The organism is Gemmata sp. SH-PL17, assembly GCF_001610855.1.
Taxonomy (GTDB): domain Bacteria; phylum Planctomycetota; class Planctomycetia; order Gemmatales; family Gemmataceae; genus Gemmata; species Gemmata massiliana.
In genome coordinates this window covers 996,871-1,015,141 of the sequence record NZ_CP011271.1, presented here as the reverse complement: position 1 = coordinate 1,015,141, position 18,271 = coordinate 996,871, and the positions used below count along the sequence as shown (strand labels likewise).

The following is an 18,271-nucleotide window of genomic DNA, read 5'->3' as shown; positions in this document are numbered from 1 at the left end:
CGATGCCGCCCACCGACGCGACGCAGAAGCTCCAGAGCATCAAGCACAACCCGCTCGACCCGAACCCGTGGCTCGCGCTCTACATGGACACGAGCGTGCCGCTCCACGCGGTCGCGAAGGCGAACTTCCTAGTGGACGTGGCCTCCACGTCGCGCCAGTGGTTCCTGCCGATGATCCGGCCGTTCTGCCGGCTCACGATCTGCGGGTTCAAGGTGCTGAAAACGGTGATGCCGCGGTTCCTCACGTCGTCGTGGTTGCTGCACCACTCGATCTACTGGGGGCTGAAGTGGTTCGTGTCGCCCTACGCGAACTACCTCGTGATGCGCCACTTCCACATCGGCACTGAGCTGCTCCAGTTTATCGCGAAGAACGCGAAGGGCGTGAACATGGAGTTCGTGGGGCTGCGCCCGGAGAAGCTGCACGACCTGACACAGAACGTGTTCCTGCAACACGACCTGAACATCTTCAACTTCATCATCGAGATCAACCGGCAGCTCAACGAGCAGGGGCTGGAACTCCAACCGAAGGGCGACCTCGACTTCAGTTGCATCACCGACGGCGAGTTCCCGATCGAGGACATGCCGCACGGCTGGTTCAACTTTATCGACCTCGAATCGGCGATCGAAATGTACACGCCGATGTACCAACTGCTCCTGACCGACAGTGATTTCTGGCGCGCGTGCAACTCGCTCCAACTGGACGAGACGATCGCACTCTACGCGACCACGCTCCTGAACGACCACCGGTACTTGGGGCTGGTGAACAACAAGCACCCGATCGTCCCGAGTTCCACACTCGGCGCGGCCCACCGGCTCATGCTCCACGGTTTGGCGGCCGAGTTCCTGCACGCCTTCCTGGTCCGCCAGAAGCGCACGCGCGAGAACAAGGCGGACGCCGTGAAACAGGACCGACCACCGCAGTAATGTGAGTTCGGCTCACGTCCGAAGACACATGCCCGTTCGCGACCTACCGAAATTGACTTTTCCCTATACGTGTTTAAAATAAACACGCTGATCCAGTATCAGATTAATCTCTTTGGCGATTCTAGAATTCTTCGGCCAACCGCAAACAACGCGACGATGTTAGCCGAATGTTAGTGGCGCTGGTCATTTTCTCCGGCGAAAAATCAAATTAGGCGTCACCCGTCCCAAGATGTTAGCAATTGTTAGCCACGTGAAGTGCGCCTCGTTCACCCACCCGGCGAGGAAGCGTTGACCAACTCCGGCGCCTCGATCTTCGGTAGCTTGTATTCTTGCTTGAGTGACGGGCGCGGTTTGGACGGGGCCGGATCGAGCCGAACTGCTCGGCCGGTCGCACACGACTTCTCGATGGCCTCGATAATGGCGATGTCCGTCAGCCCTTCAAGGCCGTTCGGCTCCGGTTCGCGGTTATTCAAAACGCAGTCGGAGAAATAGGCAATTTCCGCCCCAACCTGGTCGCGTTCCGGGAATCGCGCTTCCTTCGTTTTGCCTTCTTTATCCGTGAGGCGCATGGTGATGTCGCCGCGAAACGTGTAGGCGAGTTCCATTCCCAGGTTACCTGTCGTGCCGACGACGCGGTACTCGGACACGTTGGCCTCGCCGAACCCGCAGGTGAACGTCGCGAGCCGCTCCTTCGGGAACCGCATCACCCCGGTCACCAGTTCCGGCACCTCACGGAACCGTGTTTCGCGGTTGCTCGCGCTGAACGCGGTGACTTCGATGGGGTCGTCCTGGAACAAGTAGCGCGCGGCATTGATGCAGTAGATCCCGATGTCCATGAGCGGGTGACCGGCGAGGTCCGCATCGAGTCGCGTGTTCCCCTCTTGGACCTGTTGGGTGAACACCGAATTGAACACGCGCGGTTCGCCGATCTTGCCGTCCTTAATGTGTTCAATGGCCAGGAGGTTCGCGGACTCGAAGTGCAGCCGGTACGCGATCATCAGCTTCACGCCGGCGTCGTTACAGGCGTCGATCATCGCGCGGCACTCGGCGGCGGTCGCGGCCATCGGCTTCTCGCAAAGCACGTGAACGTGCTCTTTTGCGGCCCGAACCGTGTACTCCTTGTGCATAGAATTGGGCAGCGCGATGTACACCGCGTCGATGGTGCCGCTTTCGAGCAGGTCTCCGTACTGTTCGTATCCGTAAGCCGGGACGCCGTACTGCTCACCGACGTCCTTTTGCTTCACCGGGTCACCGGAAACGATGGCGGCAAGTTTCGCGTTCTCCGCGTTCGGGAACGCAGGCAGAATCGCCTCTTGTGCGAACCAACCGGTCCCGACCACCGCGAACCGCACCTGTTTCGTGCTCATCAGGGCACCTCGTGCTCGGGGCGAAGGTGCTCAAGGAGATGCACCGCGCGTGCCGAAGGGCGCCCGTCGCTTCCCTTCACAGCCGCGTGTTGGTAACTTCTGTGAATATCCCGCCTGCCGAGGATCCGCTGATGCGCATTTCGACCTCCCTCCGCGCTGCGCTTTTCGTGGTAGTGTTCGCTCTCGCTGCTCGCGCGATCTCCGCCCCAGTTGCCGGTACCCCCGTCACACAACCCAAAGACAAAGGCCAGGAAAAGGTTGATCCCGATCACGTCGCGAAGATGGCGAGGGGCACGGAACTCTTCAAAACGAGCGTGCGTGGAATTCTCCAAGCGAAGTGCGTGAAGTGTCATAGCGGGGAACGACTCGAAGGCGGGTTCGACATGAACACCCGCGAACTCGCAATGAAGGGAGGCGAGCGCGGACCAGCCCTCGTGCCCGGCGATCACAAGAAGAGCCTCCTGTATCAGCTCACGGCTCACCAAAAAGAGCCGCACATGCCCTACGAACGGGCCAAGCTCGCGGACGCGGACATCGCCAAAATCGCGGAGTGGATCGACTTAGGCGCGCCCTACGACAAGCCGTTCGTCGCGATCGATGAGACAGCGTGGACCAAGAAGGTCACGCCCGCAGAGGGAAAGGAGCACTGGGCTTACCAACCGCTCTTGAAGGACATCAAGAACCCCAAACCGGACGCAAAAACCCCGATCGACGGGTTCATACTGGCGAAGCTCGAAACCGCGGGCATCAAACCGAACCCCGCGACCGACAAGCGAACACTGATTCGCCGCGCTTACCTCGGCCTCATCGGGCTACCACCGACGCCGGAACAGGTCGACTCGTTCCTGAAGGACGAAACGCCCCAAGCCTACGCGAAGGTGATCGACGGGTTGCTCGCGTCACCGCACTTCGGCGAAAAACAGGCGCGGCACTGGCTCGACCTCGTGCGGTTCGCCGAGAGCCACGGCTTCGAGCACGACTACGACCGCCCCACCGCGTACCACTACCGCGACTTCGTGATTAAGGCACTGAACGCCGATCTGCCGTTCGACACGTTCGCGAAGTGGCAACTCGCGGGCGACGAGATCGCGCCGAACGACCCACTCGCGATGATAGCGACCGGCTACCTCGCGGCCGGGGTCCACAGTACGCAGATCACGAAAAATGAGGTCGAAAAGCACCGGTACGACGAACTCGACGACGTGCTCGCGAACGTCGGCACCACATTCCTGGGGCTCACCGTCGGCTGCGCCCGGTGCCACGACCACAAGTTCGACGCGATCCCCGCACGCGACTACTACCGGATGCTCGCGGCGTTCACCACAACCGTCCGCACGGAGGTGGATCTTGATCTCGATCCAAAGGGGTATGCGAAGGCAAAGGCGGCGTTTGATGCGGACCACAAGCGGTTCACGGACGCACTCGTGAAGTTCGAGAAAGACCAACTGCCGGCGCGGTTCGCGAACTGGGAAAAGGAAAGGAACGGTAAAGCTGTTCCCGCGGATGCTTGGGTGCTACCGAAGATCACGGCGAGCAAGTCCGCGGGTGGGGCCACATTCACTGCACAACCCGATGGTAGCGTGCTGTTTTCTGGGAAGAATCCCACCACCGAAACTTTGACCTTTGAGGTGATTACCGCCCTGGAAAGCATCAAGTCCCTGCGACTCGAAGCGCTCGCGCACTCATCGTTCGTGAAGAACGGCCCGGGGCGGGCTGCGAACGGCAACTTCGCTCTGTCCGACATCCGCGTGCTCGCAGAGGCGCTCGAACAGAAAGGATCGCAACCAGCGGTCCGCGTGAAACTCGCCAGCCCCCGCGCCACCTTCGAGCAAAAGGGCCTCGGAGTCGCGAACACGATCGACGACAACACGACGACCGCGTGGGCTGTTGACCCGCAATTTGGCAAAGATCACGCCGCGGCATTCACGTTCGAGAAACCGGTCGGTTTCCCGGGCGGAACGAAACTTACGATCACGCTGGCCTTCAACAACAACACGGGCCACGGAATCGGGCGGCCGCGCATCAGTTTGAGCGCGAACGAGAAGCCCGACCTCACCGGTAGTGCGACGAGCGAAATCGTGCGCACGGCACTCGCTCTCTCCGCCGATAAGCGAGCACCTGAACAAATCGCGGCTGTTTTAGCGTGGTACGCACCACAAGATGCGGAGTTCCAAAAACTCCAAAAGGCCGAACGCGACCACCTCGCGACCGCACCGAAACCCAACAAGGTCAAAGCGCTCGTATCGAGCGAGGGCCTGCCCGCGATTCGGCTCCACACTCAGGGTGACGATTACCTGAAGGAAACGCACTTCCTGCGCCGCGGCGACCCGGCCCAGAAGTCGGGCGTCGCATCGGTCGCGTTCCTGCAAACGTTGATGCCCGACGCGGAAGCGCAAGCCAAGTGGGTGAAGCCCCCGCCCGCGGGTTCGCGCCTCAGTTACCAGCGCACCGCGTTCGCGAACTGGATGACGGACGCGGAAAACGGGGCCGGGCACCTCGTCGCTCGCGTGATCGTGAACCGCCTTTGGGCGCAGCACTTCGGTAAGGGACTGGTCACTACAACGAGCGACTTCGGTGTTCGCGGAGAGCCGCCCAGCCACCCCGAGTTGCTCGACTACCTCGCCGGTGAACTCATCCGCAACAACTGGAAGTTGAAACCGATTCACAAGCTGATCGTGACGAGCGCCGCCTACCAGCAAAGCTCCGCACGCGACGAGGAAAAGGCGCGTCTCGACCCGGACAACAAGCTCGTGTGGCGTCAGCCGGTGCGCCGGCTGCAAGCCGAAGTGATCCGTGACAGCATCCTGGCCGTCGGTGGCCGACTGAACACGACCATGTACGGCCCCGGCACGCTGAGCGAAGAAAGCCCGCGGCGCAGCATCTACTTCACTATGAAACGGAGCAAGCTGATCCCGTCACTGGTCGTGTTCGATGCACCCGACGGCACGACGGGTGTGGGCGACCGACCGAGTACAACGGTCGCGCCGCAATCCCTGCACCTGATGAACAACCCGCACGTGCGTGCGGCGGCCTACGGCTTGGCCAAGCGCGCAACGGCCGACAGCAAAACCAGTGACGCGGACGCGGTCACACTGGCGTACAAGCTCGCGCTGTGTCGCGAACCGACCAGGGACGAACTCGCCGACGCGACCGCGTTCCTGAAGGGCCACACCGGAACCGCTCGTGAAACCGCAATGGCCGACCTGTGCCAGGTGCTGTTCTGCCTGAACGAGTTCCTGTACGTGGAGTGAGACATGAGCGACTGCCCACTTAAAGTGTGCCAGCTCACCGATCCGGGTGTTGTTGAAGTGTTTTTCAACGCGGGCGAAAGCGCACCCGATCTCGACATGCTCCGCAACATGCTCCCGTCGCAACCGCAAGCCTGACCCCGCCACTGCGAGAACCTCATGCTCGACCTCCCCCGCTGGTTCGCGTCACCGAAAGCCGCGTACCCCTCTCGGCGCGCGTTCTTGAGTCGCGCCGGAGGCGGCTTCGGCGTGCTCGCTCTCGCCGACCTTCTGCGCGCGGAAGAAAAATCCACGGCCCGCGCCGAAGACCCGCTCGCGGCCAAGAAGCCGCACTTCGAGGCGAAGGCCAAGTCCGTCATCTGGCTGTTCATGAACGGTGGGCCGTCCCAGGTGGACACCTGGGACTACAAGCCCGAACTCGAAAAGCGCGACGGTCAGGAGTTGAAGGGCTTCGACCCGAGCACCGGGTTCTTCACCGGTCAGGTCGGGCCACTCATGAAATCGCCGTTCAAGTTCGCGAAGCACGGGCAGTGCGGGAAGATGGTCAGCGACCTGTTCCCGCACATGGCCAAGCACGTGGATAAGATGGCGTTCGTTCACTCGCTCTGGAGCGACTCGAACAACCACTCCCCGGCGCTGTTCAAGATGAACACCGGAATGGCACGTATGGGGTTCCCGTGCGTCGGGAGTTGGGTCACTTACGGCATGGGTAGCGAGAGCCGTAACCTGCCGGCGTTCTGCGTGATGTACGACACGCTCGGGCGCGGCATCCCGAAGGGGCACTCGCTCAATTGGGGTGCGGGCTTCCTGCCCACCGTTTATCAGGGCACCGCGTTCAAACCGCAGGGCGACCCGATCGACAACCTCACGCGCCCGACCGACATCACCCCCGAGCGCCAGCGCGGTCAGCTCGACCTGCTCGCGAAGCTGAACCAGAAGGGCGCGGACAAGCACCCCGGCGAGGCCGACTGGACCGCGCGCGTCGAGTCCTACGAGCTCGCGTACCGGATGCAGATGGCCGCACCGGACGCGCTCGATCTGTCGAAAGAGACGGAGGAGACGAAGAAGCTCTACGGCATCGATAACCCGAAGGCGACGCACTTCGCGAAGCAGTGCCTCATCGCGCGGCGCCTGGTAGAAAAGGGCGTGCGCTTCGTTCAGATCTACAGCGGCGGCATGGAGAACGACCTGAGCTGGGACGGGCACAATGATATCGCGAAGAACCACGGCGGGTTCGCAAAAGAAACGGACCAACCCATCGCGGCGCTACTCGAAGACCTCGCGCGCAAGGGACTGCTCGACAGCACGCTGGTCATCTGGGGCGGCGAGTTCGGGCGGCTCCCAATTGTTCAGAAGGGCAACAACGGCCGCGACCACAACCCGCACGCGATCACCTACTGGATGGCCGGTGGCGGGGTGAAGGGCGGTACGAGCTACGGCGCGAGCGATGAGATTGGCTTCAAGGCCGCAGAGAACCGCGTGAGCGTCAACGACTTCCACGCGACCGTGCTGCACCTGATGGGGCTCGATCACAAGAAGCTGACGTACCGCTACAACGGACGCGATTTCCGACTGACGGATGTAGCCGGCACTGTGGTGAAAGACATCCTGGCGTAGAGGGAGAAAGGCAAACAGAAGAACCCGCCACGGATAAACACAGAGAACACGGATCAGAACCGGAACAAGACCGAAATCAGAATCATGTTGATTCTGCTATTCGACCGAAGCTCGTCCGTTCTGATCCGTGTTCTCTGTGTTTATCCGTGGCCGATTTGCTCTTCTAATCCGCGGCGCACGCTTCTTCCGCCGCGAGCGCTTTGCTATTCAGTGCCTTTTCGGTTGGTTCGCGGATGTCCCACACCAGCCCGATTACTCCCAGCGCGCGGATGATGTAGTAACTCATGTCGATCTCCCACCACTTGAACCCCTGGCGGGCACAGCTCTGGTAGTGGTGGTGATTGTTGTGCCAGCCCTCGCCCATCGTCAGGATCGCGGCCCACCAGCAGTTCTTGCTCTGGTCGGTCGTCTCGTACCGGCGCGTCCCGAACAGATGGCACGCGGAGTTCACCAGGAACGTCGCGTGGTACAGCAGCACGGTGCCGACCAGGAAGCTCCACACCACTCCGCTCCAGTCGGCGAGGGCGTAGCACAGGACCGCGAGCGCCAGCCCCGGCACCCAGGTGAAGAACGTGTCCAACACCCGCAGTTCCGGGTACCTTTCAAAGTCCTTCAGTGCGGGGGCGTCACGGAAACGACCGGAGATCACCCAGCCCACGTGCGCCCACCACACCGTGCGAACGATCGGCGAGTGCGGGTCGTCTTCTTGGTCGGAGTGTTTATGGTGGTGGCGGTGGTGCCCGGCCCACCAGAGCGGCCCCTTCTGCATTGCGGCGCAGCCGATCCACGCGAGCACGAACTGGAACCACCGGCTCGTCTTGTAGGCCCGGTGCGCGAAGTACCGGTGGTACACGCCCGTAATGCCGAACATCCGCACGACGTAGAACAGTAGCCCCAACCCCACCGCTTCCCAGGTGATCGGCACGAAGAACGGCGTCACTACCGCCGCGACGTGCAGTCCGATGAACGGGATCGCCCGGAGCCGCGCGTACCAGCCGACCGGCGGGCGCGGAAGTTTCAGCGCGGGGAGCGTGGGGACTTGCAGAGCGGGAACGACGCCCGATTGCGGTGCGGCGGTCGAAATGGGAGCGGCTCCGTGGTGTCCGGGCGTGAGTGCCGGTTCGAGTCCAAAGTAAAATAGGACTCACAGGTGGCAAATGCTCGCACGAAATCTGGAATTGTGCAACGTGGATACAATGGGCGAAATCCCCGCGGGCACCCCGCCCGCGAGCAATCTTCAGTGAGCGCCTCATGATTCACTTTGAAGGTAACCAAGCTATTCCCCTGCCACCCGCCGAAGTCGCGGCCAAACTCTCCGACGCGGGGTTCCTCGCAAATTGTGTCCCCGACGCGCAGGTGTCCGAAGCGACCGCGGATCACTCGGTAGGCAAGATCAAGCCGAAGCTGTCGTTCCTCACGGGCAGTCTGACGCTCGACGCGACCGTAACGGCGCGCGACGCCGGTAAGTCGGTCGCGTACAAGATCGACACGAAGACGATGGGCGCGAGCAGCACCGTAGAGACGAAACTGGAGTTCAAGGACGGCGAAAACGGTGGCACACTCGTCCACTGGGCCGGCGATTTGGTGGCCGTTACTGGGTTGCTCAAGATGGTGCCGAAGGGACTACTCGAAGGCACCGCTAAAAAGGTGATCGAAGATGTGTGGGCCGCGGTTGCTGCGCGGCTGACGACGGGGTGAGTGTTCAGATCGGAGCTTGCCGATTTACGATTGGAGGCACGTCGCGCGACGGCCTCCGGTTTACCAACCGACGATCACAACTCAGCGCACGGCTTCGTATCGTGCCGTCTGAACCGTCTTCACGAGTTTGTCCATTGTGAGTTGGTCGAGCGCGCCGTTGAGTTTCAGCCGCAGTTTGCCGGCCGCGTCGAGGACGATCACGTTCGTTTCGCCCGCCGTCAGGCCGAACGATTCCTTCATCTTGTCCGCGAAGTCGAGCCACACCACGACGTCCGGCGAACCTTTTGCAATCTGCTTGCTGATGGCCGGGCGGATCGCCCCGGGCACCTTCCCACAGCACGCGACCGGCACCACAATCACGTTCGGCGACACCTGCCCCGGCTTCAGTCCTTCGAGCGGCGCGACCGGCGCGGCTTGGGCCTTCGCGGGCGTTTGGCCCTTCGCGTCCGGGTGCCAGTACACGTGGAGTTGCTCACCGAGAGCGCGACACGCCTCGTTCCCCTTGCGGTCACCAAACACCACGACGACCACGTGCCCGCGCAGGTCCGCGACGTCCGTTTTCCGGTCGAATTGGTCTTCGAGCGCAAGCTCGACCGTTTTCTGAGCCGGTCCGGGCATCGCGGCAGGCGGTTGCGCGTGAACCGACGCGACGGCGATCAGTGCGACGAACCCGGTCCACATCAATCGCTTCATCGGGATTCCCCCGCTAGATTTTTCCTTGCCGCAAACGCAATTCCGCGAACCGTAATCGCATCGCGGCGATCGTTAGCAGCAACACTGTGAAACCGGCGACGACCACAATGTTGGGCGCGACAGCCCAGAAGCCACCGGCCTGCCACGTGGCCGTTTCAAATCCGCGTAGCGCCCACGTCGTCGGAAGTGCCAGCGAAATGTCACGCGCCCATTCGGGCAGCAGAAAGGCCGGCACCCACAACCCGCCGAGCATCGATACACCCAGAATCACCAAAATGCTGACGTTCCGCGCCCGAGCCTCGGTTCCGCCGAGTGCAGCCACAAGCAATCCCGTGGACGCGGCGAGTCCACACGCGACCACAGCGAGGAGTACGAAGCCGATCACGGAGCCGTCGATCTTCACACCGAACGCGAGATAGCCGACACCGAACGTGACTAGCACTTGCAACAGCGCAACCATCCCGGTCGCGAGCGCTTTACCCGCGACCACGCAGGAGAGGGGCACGGCCGCGGCCCGCACGCGGGTCCACACGCTCCGCGAGCGCTCGCGAAGCAAAAGCAGCCCACTCTCCATGCCCCAGAACAGCAGATATTGCAACGTCATTCCGCAGAAACTGTGCGCATAGGAGTTGAACTGTGCCCCGGCGAACGGGGCCGCGGTCACCGTTTCGATCCTGAATGGCGGGGCAAGTGCGTCCTCAGTGCTGTCTTTCAGAACGTCACGGAACGCTTCGCGCGTGACCCGCTTCATGACGGCTTCGGTGACGATCCCCTGCGCCATCTGGCGCTCGGCGGTCGCGTTCGGGTGACACAGCAAGAGAAGCTCGGGTTGTTCGGTGGTGACACCCGGCTGCCAGTTCTTGAGTTGCTCGAAACCGGTTGGGAGTACGACGGCCACAATCTTGCGTTCAGCAACCGCAGATTCGGCTTCCGAACGAGTGACTTCCCTGACATCCAAACGCGGCGAAGCAAGCAGTTCGTCGGCAACCTGGCGCGTGAACGGCCCGTCGTCCTCGACGACGATAACCACGGGCAATTTCGTTGCGGTACCGGATACGGGCCGAGAAAAGATCGTACCGAACGCGGACGCGAGCAGCACCGGCACAACGAAGCACAGCGCGGCCGCGCGCCGGTCGGCCCAAAAGAGCCACCAATCCTTGCGGGCGAGCACCAGCGCCAGTGACACCTTGCTCCTCACGCCCGCTCTCCCGTTTCGCACTCTTCCGAACGCAGCGCCCGCTCCAGCGCGCCGGCGGGCGTGCGGAACGATTCCAATTCAAGACCTTCCACCAACAGCGCCGCAAGCGCAGTACCAAGTTGTTCGCTCGTGTCCGCAGAAAGGCGCAACCGGCGGCCGGTAATCTCCAGTTCCGCGCGCGCGTTGAGGCGCTGACGGATCGCCCGTTCGAGGTACTTAGGCGGGCGCGTGCGGAGGTGCCCGTACAAAACAGCGCGATCGATTCGGTGCGTGTGGAGCAGTTCCGACGGTGGACCGTTCGCGACGAGCCGCCCCCCTTCCAAAACCGCGATGCGATCGCATCCCGTTTCGGCTTCATCCATGTGGTGCGTGGTGAGCAGGATCGCGTGACCGTCGTCTCGGAAGCGTGTGAGATCGGCGAAAAGCGCGTCGCGGCTCGCGGGATCAAGTGACGCGGTCGGTTCGTCGAGGAGCAACACAGGCGGATCATGGAGCAGCGCAACTGCGAGATTCAAGCGCTGTCTCATACCGCCAGAGAACGCAGAAACGCGATCTTGAGCACGATCGGTGAGTTTCACGCGGGCGAGCGCCCGCGTCACCCGCCGGCGCAAGTCGTGACCGGTCAGGCCGTACAGTTGGCCGAAGAACGTGAGATTGGCCGCGGCCGTGAGTTCTTCGTAAACGGCCGGTTCTTGCGGCACCAAGCCAACGCGCTGGGCGAACCCGACCGGGTCTGCGGTCCGGGTGCGATCGTCGACTGTAACCGTGCCACACACGGGATCGAGCACACCCGCGGCGACCGCGAGCGTGGTGCTCTTACCGGACCCGTTCGGGCCGAGCAGACCGACAATTTCCCCGCGCCGAACGTCGAGTGACACGCGCTCGATGGCAGTGCGCGCGCCGTAGCGCACGGTCACATCAACGAGGCTAAGGGCCACCGGCAGCGGCATGTGTGAACCCCGGCTTAGAAGCTTTGGTAGCCGGGGAATAGCGACGGGTCAAAAGAGTTGCAAGGCGAACGGCGCCGGTCAGCGTTTGAGTTCTTCGACGCGCACGCGGATGTCCTTGAATTGAGCATCCTGTTTGTTGGAGACGACCTCAACAACTACGTCACGGAACCCGGTTTTTTCGAGTTTGATGCGAGCCTCTTCCAACACGGGGTAGCGCAGCACCTCACCGGGACGAATGCCAATCACGTCGAGGATTTTCTTCTCGTCTTTCTCTGCGGTCCCCTCGAGAAGAATGCGCCCCACGCGATCCGGCGCTCCGGGCTTCACATCCTTCAGTGTAACACCCAGTTTCTGAAGTCGTTCGGTTTGCAACTGAAGCCTCTTGCGGAGAACGGCCTTCAGTTCCTGTTCCTTCTTCTCCAAATCGGCCTTTTGTGCGTGCAGGCGCTCCAGTTCGGCAATCAGGTCGTCGACCGTTTTTTCTACCGGAATCGGCGGCAGAGTGATCGGCGAGGAACCGGGCAACGGAAGTCCCGTCGGAGGGATCAGCGGACTGCCCGGGTTCGGGATCGGCTGTGGCGCCGGTTGCTGCGCACGCACCTCACCACAGACGCACAGCAAGCCGACCGACACGAGTAGCGCTCGGGTGCTCACGTTCACCTCCTCGGTTAGACCGCGCGGAGGTTAATCGTGCGCAAAGGAGACGGTCAAGTGCGACCCGGAAGAAGTAGAATCGCGGAGTTCGGAATGCGGAACGGAAGACGGGGGAAAGAAGCGTGATCGGAACAGGCACAGCGTTTCGGCTTTCACTCCGCGTTCCACATTCCGCATTCCGCATTACCCAAACGGGTCGGGGTTATCGTCGAATCGTTCGAGATCGCGGTCGGACCAGCCGAAGTGGTGAGCAATTTCGTGAACGACGGTTTTCCGGATCTCGATCTGCAACTCGTGCGAGTCGGGAAAATCGTCTTCGAGCGGGTTGCGGAAGATCAGGATGCGGTTCGGGTTCTCCAGCATTTCGCTGGCTTGTACGCCCTCCATCGGCATGAAGTATCCGTACAGCGAATCGCCCGCCTCGATCTCCTCGTCCGTGAACCCCGCGTCCCGCAGGAACTCGACCGACGGCTCCTCTTCCACGTCGATGACGACGTTTTCGAGGTGCTCCTTGATCTCGTCCGGCAGCGAATCAATGGCGCGACGGACGACGGCCGCGAACTTCTTCATGCTCATGCCCATGCCCTTATACTCGCGGAAGCACGGGCGCGGGTCAACCGAACGGATCGGGTACCACGAACACAACCGCGGCGCCGAACTTCTTCACCAGCGCGCCCCGGCTCTCGGGGCTCAGGGCGTCCCGATCGAGCACAAGAGCGGTCAGGTCCGGTGGCACCGGGGCGTTGAGCAGGTGTTTCACACCGATTTGCGAGAGCGGGTTTCGCCGCAAGACCACTTCCACCAAGTTGCCCCACCACTTCGCCTGCGTAACGTGCCGAACGCCCTTGTCTCCGATGTGGCACCCAGACAAATCGATCGCACGCAGCGCGGTCAACGAGTGCGTCAGTGAGAGCACCTTCACCGCGCGTGGGGTGAGCGCGTTCCCGTGGAGCGTCAGTCGGCGCAAGTTCGTGAGGCGGTCGCTGCGTGCGAACGCCTCTAATCCGTCCGGGCGCATCCCGACGCTAATGAGCGTGAGGTCGCGGAGCCCGGGTGGGAGCGTACCGGCCAACACACGCAGCCCGTCGTCCGACAGCGGTTCATTGACAAAATGGAGTTCCGCCAATTTGTGCGCAATCGGGCCATCGAACAACCTGCGCAGAGAGTCTGCCGCGAGTCCCATAACAGAGAACGAGAGCCGCTCAAGCGGTGCGCCTGTGTTGAGCGCGTCGAGAAGTGCGTCGCGCGATTCGTATCCCATGTGAAAGTGTAGCCCGCGAACAGCTCGACCGAGGTACGAGCGAAACAGGTCTTCGATGACCTCCGGCATTCCGGCACCACTCGCGCGGTTGAAATGCAGATCTGTGACACGCTCGATACCCACCGCATCACGTATGGCGAACAATGGCTCAATGGGGCTGATAGCGAACACGATCTCCCGCAAACGGCTCAAGCGATCGGACTCTGCTACATGGCGCCAGTCGTCGAGAAGGGCGCCGCGCAAGGTCACCTTCCCAATCGGTGCGCGATCGAACAGCGGAGCGATGCGCGCGTCCCACTCCGAGGCCATAAGCACCTCGACCCACCAACCGAACCCGCGACGGAACGGGGCCGGCGCCCATTCAACGGCCACCGAGAGCTTCGGAAGTGCGGGGCGAAACCCTTCGCCAGTCACTACGTTCGGTTCGCGCCATTTGCACCGGACCGCGAACGGTTCCCACGGCGCGGTGTGCGCGAGTTCGACCTGCGCGCGGACGAAAGCCGCGTGCGCGGGTTCGTCGTGTTCGTCCAGGTAGTCCGCGAATATGAGTCGCGGGGTATCCTCATCGGGCTGGTCACAGATGGCGCTCACGAGCGCGTCGCGGTCAGACATGGAGGCATTTTACTCGCGACACGGCACAAAAATCACACACGCACGCGGTCGCCCATTTTCGCCTTGAGCAACTCCTTCGACTCTCCGGACGCGGGTGAACCGGTCAAATCGAGGAACACCAACCCGTTGGCGAGCGGAGATTCGAGGATTGCCAGCACGCCCTCGTCCCCGACCATGCAGTAGCTGAGATTCAGAACAAGTAACCCTGCGAAGTGGGGTGACCGGGCGATTGCGATCGCGCCGGCGTTTCCGATAGCATTTGAGGCCAGATCAAGAACGCGCAGGTTACTCACTTCGTAACAGTTCGCGAGTTCGGCAGCGAGCACCGCGTTTACACCGTTTTGCCGGTACACGAGCCGTCGTAACCGCGACAAAGTAAGCGACGTCAACAGCACGCGCAACCCGGCCGGTCCCGCCGCAGTTTCACTCAGATCGAGATCGTGCAGGCGTTCGAGCGCTAAACGGGCAACCGCTTCGTGCAAACCCGTAGCGCCCGATCGATTACCGCTCAGTCGCAAACGCTCAACACCAGCAACCGCGGATGCCGTAAGTAGGCGCCGAACGTCCTCGCCGGTCAATCCGGCCCGGGCGAACGACAACTCGCGAAGGCGAACCGGCCCGGCGGAATCTGTGATCGCGCGCACGACGAGCGGCCCACCCGCCACGCCATCCAGTTCCAGGCGCGCGAGTCGTGGAAACAAAGGAGAATGCAGTAACGAGCCGACCGCATCGGGAGACAGTCCATTGTCGCTCGCGTTCAGTTCTTCGAGGACCGGCGCATCGGCGAGTCGGGCCACTACGCGCTCGGGGAGGTGGGCGCGATGCACTCGCAGCCCCCGCAATCGGGCGAAGTGCGGCGACCGGAATAATTCGCCCGCCGCACCGTCATTGCTTGCAAATGCGAGTGTCGCGACCGGAGTTTCGGCAAACAGGCGGTCGGCTTGAGCCAGAAATTGCCGCGGGTTCAAGCGAATGCCCCACGGGAACCCGCGTCGCAAGAGCGGCCCGTTCAGCAGCTCAGTAACCCACGGAAGGCGGCGTACCCATCCATCTCCCTCGCGGCGCGGTTTCTCGATCAACCCCCACCGCAGGCGTTCGGGCGCGAACTCATCGAGGTGAGACATCGCGATGTCATCGCGAATGAACGCGGCCCGGTCACGCGCGCCGACCGGATCAGGGAGCGCGCTCGCGTTCTCGTCGAGCCAGTCCGCAAACATGAGGCGCGGAGTATCGTCCGCCGAGTTCGCGCAGATCGCACGCAGTAGAGCGTCGTGATCGGTCATTCGCGGGATGGAATGCGGTGTACGTTAGAGGAAAACGCGGTCGCCGAAACGTTTCCGCAAGCGCCCCACGGGGGCGGAATCGATCGCGTTACCGTAGAGGTTGAGGTACATCAGATTGTTCAAGTGCTCGCTGCGAGCCAGCGCTTCGGCACCCGCGTCCCCGATGTGTGCTTCCGCGACATCGAGCACCAACAACCCCGCGAGGTTCGCGCTTTTCGCAAGCGACTCCGCGCCACGATCACCAACTCGGTTTTCGTGCAAGTTAAGGACACGGAGGTTCGCGGCGGGTGCCCCTGCGACCCACGTCGCCGCCGTTGAAGCGAGATTATTGCCACCGAGTGTGAGGCTCCGCAGCTCTGAAAAGAAGCCGGCGCCGACCAGTGCCGCGACGCCTTCAACGGTTGGCCGAGTTCGCAAAAGGTGCAAGGCGCGCAAATTAGGAAGCATTGCCCCCGCGAGCGCGGTCAGACCTGCTTCGCCTAAGTTGTTGTCACTCAGATCAAGGTCTTCGACTGTCCGCAATGCCGCCGACGTGACTAACAAGTCGAGCGAGTCCGCCGAGAGCCGGTTGCCCGAAAGATCGAGCTTCTTCAACCGCGGCGGGCTTGAAAGTCGGGCTAGCGCCCCGACCAACGACCCGCCGCCGGGCCGGTCCTCTCGCGCGCTGAGACCCGTGAGTTGTGGGAACACCCGACTCCGCACAACCGCGGCGACGGCCGCCTGCGTCGTCAGTTGCGAGCCGAGGTGCAAGTCGGTGAGGCGTTCAAAGTGTTCCGAGTTAAGCAAGCGCCGAGCCGCAGGCCCACCGGCACCTTGCACGAACGACAAACTCCGCAGTCGGTTTAGCCAGGGGCAGGCCGCTAGTTCCGCCGTATCCGCAACCCGTGTGACGGCAAGTTCGAGTGATTCAATGGGGTACCGCGCAAAAAGCTCGTCGGCATGTGCGACGAAAGTGCCCCCATTGTTGGCTTGGATCGCCCCCGGTAGCCCCCGGCGAAATGGGTCGCGCGCCCAGGAGAGGCCGTCCGGAAGCGGCGGCAGCTCTGTGATCCAGCGCCCGCCGTCCACTTTTTTCTTTTGATCGTGGTACCGCGAGCGGATCGCAAACGGGTCGTATTCCGGTAGGCGGCTCAATTCGACGTGCGTGCGGATGAACGCGGCCCGGCGCGGGTCACCGCTCTCTTCGAGCGCGTCCGCGTAGACCAGACGCAGTGTATCGTCGTCGGGGTTATCGAGAACGGCACGGTAAAGTGCATCGCGGTCATTCATGACAAAACGGAACGGGTCCGGCGAGACAACGTGAACGCGATGAGTTCGAGACACCGCGCGGGCTTGGATTCTGTTCTATCCCGTTATCCCATCGAAAACTCGCCCGCCTTACAAACACACGCGGTCTCCGAACCGCTCGATCAGTGCAGCGCGAGCGACGTCACCGAACGCACGGCCGGAATGGGTACGCAAGTCGAGCCGAATCAGGTGATTCAAGTGCGGCGATTCGGCGAGTGCGAGGGCGCCCGTGTCACCGATTCCCGTTTCGCACAGACCGAGTTCGAGTACCCCCGCCAGCGCACCCGATCCGGCGAGGCTCACGGCCCCGGAGTCGCGGACGTGATTATTCGAGAGGTTCAGTACGCGCAGCCCGCGGAACCCGCTGCACGCAGCAACCGCTTTCACGGCAGTCGGCCCCAGTGCGTTGTGGGATAGGTCGAGCAGGCGCAATCCGGCCAGTCCACCGGCTTCTGTCAGTGCCTTCACCCCGGGCACGCCGGGTCGCGTTCGGCTGAGGTTCAGCGTGCGCAGGCCGCGAACGATTCCACTCTCGGCGAGTTCCCTGATTCCCTCCCCAGCGAGCGGGTTGTCGCTCACATCCAAGTGTTGAAGATCCTGAAGCGCGGGGAGCCGAAATAGAGCTTCGGCGTCGTTGCGGTCCACGCGATTGTTCGGAAGTGACAACCGCGATAGTTCCCCTCCACTCGGGGCCGCACCAAGCGCGTCGATCAGTAGGGCAGGCGGGAAATTGTTCGCGCTCAATTCGAGTGCTTTCAGGCGACCGAACAGCGGCGACGCGGCTAGCGTACTCAACCCCTCCGGTTCGAGAGCATCTCCCTCGAACCCGAGTTCCGTGACGTTGCTTGTGTGCGGTGACTCGGCGAGTCGAGCGACATCGGCCGGACCGAACCAACCGGTAGAAAACGTGAGCCGGTGCAGTCGGGTCAGGTGAGGCCATTCGGAGAGTGAGGCAAGGTCGGGGCGGTCGCGCGGGTCCAAATCAATGGCCTGAATCGGGGCCATATCGAACACCGCGTCGCCGCTTTCCAGGAACGCGGCCAGCGACCGCACGCCGATTTTCCACGGAAACCCGCGGCGGAACTCGAACCGATTCCACTCGCACCCGGGGGACGGTGGTTTCGGGAGCTGTTCCGTCATGCACCAACCGGTCGCCACGGCAGGGTCGTGCTGGCGCACGTTCACCCAACCCGAGTCGTAGACGGGAAGGCGGGCGAGCGCGACCTGCGTGCGGATGAACGCCGCGCGCCGACTCTCGCCGTTCTCATCAATGAGATCGGCAAAGGCGAGGCGGGGAGTGTCCTCGTCCGGGTGCGCACAAATGGCGCGGTACAGTGCATCGTGCGAGCTGGTCATCGGCTCCAGTTCGTCCTCCGTGGCGATTCCACCAGCGCAGTCTACGCGGGCCGCACCACCCGCGCCTATGCCAGTGGCGGAACGGGTTCCGCTCACGAGTCAAGATGGGATATCGACCGTTTTT

Annotated in this window: 16 protein-coding genes; 5 read left to right on the top strand and 11 right to left on the bottom strand. The window is 62.5% G+C overall.

Features of this window, described 5'->3' with window-relative positions; genetic code table 11:
• The first annotated feature begins 2 nt into the window (after positions 1-2).
• The gene (locus VT84_RS04065) at positions 3-923 is read left to right on the top strand and encodes a DUF6999 family protein (RefSeq protein WP_052553196.1); all 921 of its coding nucleotides are present in this window, start codon (positions 3-5) and stop codon (positions 921-923) included.
• A gap of 266 nt (positions 924-1,189) precedes the next feature.
• Here the strand turns inward: VT84_RS04065 and VT84_RS04060 are convergent, their stop codons facing one another.
• Positions 1,190-2,290 carry a Gfo/Idh/MocA family protein gene (locus tag VT84_RS04060; protein ID WP_082838606.1) on the bottom strand — a complete coding sequence of 367 codons (1,101 nt, stop codon included), beginning with the start codon at positions 2,288-2,290 and terminating at the stop codon, positions 1,190-1,192.
• 131 nt (positions 2,291-2,421) lie between these two features.
• On the opposite strand from VT84_RS04060, the gene VT84_RS04055 reads away from it, so the two are divergent.
• Genes VT84_RS04055 through VT84_RS04050 form a run of 3 tightly spaced genes read left to right on the top strand, consistent with a single transcriptional unit; the run spans position 2,422 to position 7,155 of the window.
• Positions 2,422-5,541: a DUF1553 domain-containing protein gene (locus VT84_RS04055; RefSeq protein ID WP_082838605.1), complete on the top strand. Its 3,120-nt coding sequence runs from the start codon at positions 2,422-2,424 to the stop codon at positions 5,539-5,541.
• Between the two features lie 3 nt (positions 5,542-5,544).
• Positions 5,545-5,676 (top strand): hypothetical protein, encoded by a 132-nt coding sequence (locus tag VT84_RS41600; protein ID WP_255359529.1) that lies wholly within the window; start codon positions 5,545-5,547, stop codon positions 5,674-5,676.
• A gap of 21 nt (positions 5,677-5,697) precedes the next feature.
• On the top strand, positions 5,698-7,155 hold the full coding sequence (locus VT84_RS04050) for a DUF1501 domain-containing protein (RefSeq protein ID WP_082838604.1): 1,458 nt from the start codon (positions 5,698-5,700) through the stop codon (positions 7,153-7,155).
• Between the two features lie 163 nt (positions 7,156-7,318).
• On the opposite strand, the gene VT84_RS04045 is transcribed toward VT84_RS04050, so the two are convergent.
• A complete protein-coding gene (locus tag VT84_RS04045; RefSeq protein WP_239465672.1) occupies positions 7,319-8,095 on the bottom strand; it encodes an acyl-CoA desaturase in 777 nt (258 codons plus the stop codon).
• Positions 8,096-8,406: 311 nt separating this feature from the next.
• Between VT84_RS04045 and VT84_RS04040 the strand changes: the two genes are divergently transcribed.
• A complete protein-coding gene (locus tag VT84_RS04040; RefSeq protein ID WP_052553203.1) occupies positions 8,407-8,853 on the top strand; it encodes an SRPBCC domain-containing protein in 447 nt (148 codons plus the stop codon).
• A gap of 81 nt (positions 8,854-8,934) precedes the next feature.
• Here VT84_RS04040 and VT84_RS04035 read toward each other — a convergent pair whose 3' ends face one another.
• The 9 genes from VT84_RS04035 to VT84_RS03995 all read right to left on the bottom strand — a co-directional run bounded on the left by VT84_RS04035 (position 8,935) and on the right by VT84_RS03995 (position 18,147).
• Entirely contained in the window at positions 8,935-9,546 is a 612-nt protein-coding gene (locus VT84_RS04035) for a hypothetical protein (RefSeq protein ID WP_082838602.1), read from the bottom strand.
• A 13-nt stretch (positions 9,547-9,559) separates the two neighbouring features.
• Positions 9,560-10,732 (bottom strand): ABC transporter permease, encoded by a 1,173-nt coding sequence (locus tag VT84_RS04030; protein ID WP_204249711.1) that lies wholly within the window; start codon positions 10,730-10,732, stop codon positions 9,560-9,562.
• An 8-nt stretch (positions 10,733-10,740) separates the two neighbouring features.
• Positions 10,741-11,694 carry an ABC transporter ATP-binding protein gene (locus tag VT84_RS04025; RefSeq protein ID WP_082838600.1) on the bottom strand — a complete coding sequence of 318 codons (954 nt, stop codon included), beginning with the start codon at positions 11,692-11,694 and terminating at the stop codon, positions 10,741-10,743.
• Between the two features lie 78 nt (positions 11,695-11,772).
• Positions 11,773-12,348, bottom strand: a complete 576-nt coding sequence (locus tag VT84_RS04020; protein ID WP_157469174.1) for a POTRA domain-containing protein — start codon at positions 12,346-12,348, stop codon at positions 11,773-11,775.
• A gap of 183 nt (positions 12,349-12,531) precedes the next feature.
• Positions 12,532-12,930, bottom strand: a complete 399-nt coding sequence (locus tag VT84_RS04015) for a metallopeptidase family protein (protein ID WP_052553212.1) — start codon at positions 12,928-12,930, stop codon at positions 12,532-12,534.
• 31 nt (positions 12,931-12,961) lie between these two features.
• Positions 12,962-14,221, bottom strand: coding sequence for a TIGR02996 domain-containing protein (locus VT84_RS04010; protein WP_082838598.1), 1,260 nt, complete (start codon positions 14,219-14,221; stop codon positions 12,962-12,964).
• A 32-nt stretch (positions 14,222-14,253) separates the two neighbouring features.
• Entirely contained in the window at positions 14,254-15,504 is a 1,251-nt protein-coding gene (locus tag VT84_RS04005) for a TIGR02996 domain-containing protein (RefSeq protein ID WP_082838597.1), read from the bottom strand.
• Between the two features lie 24 nt (positions 15,505-15,528).
• Positions 15,529-16,773 (bottom strand): TIGR02996 domain-containing protein, encoded by a 1,245-nt coding sequence (locus VT84_RS04000; protein WP_082838596.1) that lies wholly within the window; start codon positions 16,771-16,773, stop codon positions 15,529-15,531.
• Between the two features lie 108 nt (positions 16,774-16,881).
• Positions 16,882-18,147: a TIGR02996 domain-containing protein gene (locus tag VT84_RS03995; RefSeq protein WP_082838595.1), complete on the bottom strand. Its 1,266-nt coding sequence runs from the start codon at positions 18,145-18,147 to the stop codon at positions 16,882-16,884.
• Positions 18,148-18,271: the final 124 nt, after the last annotated feature.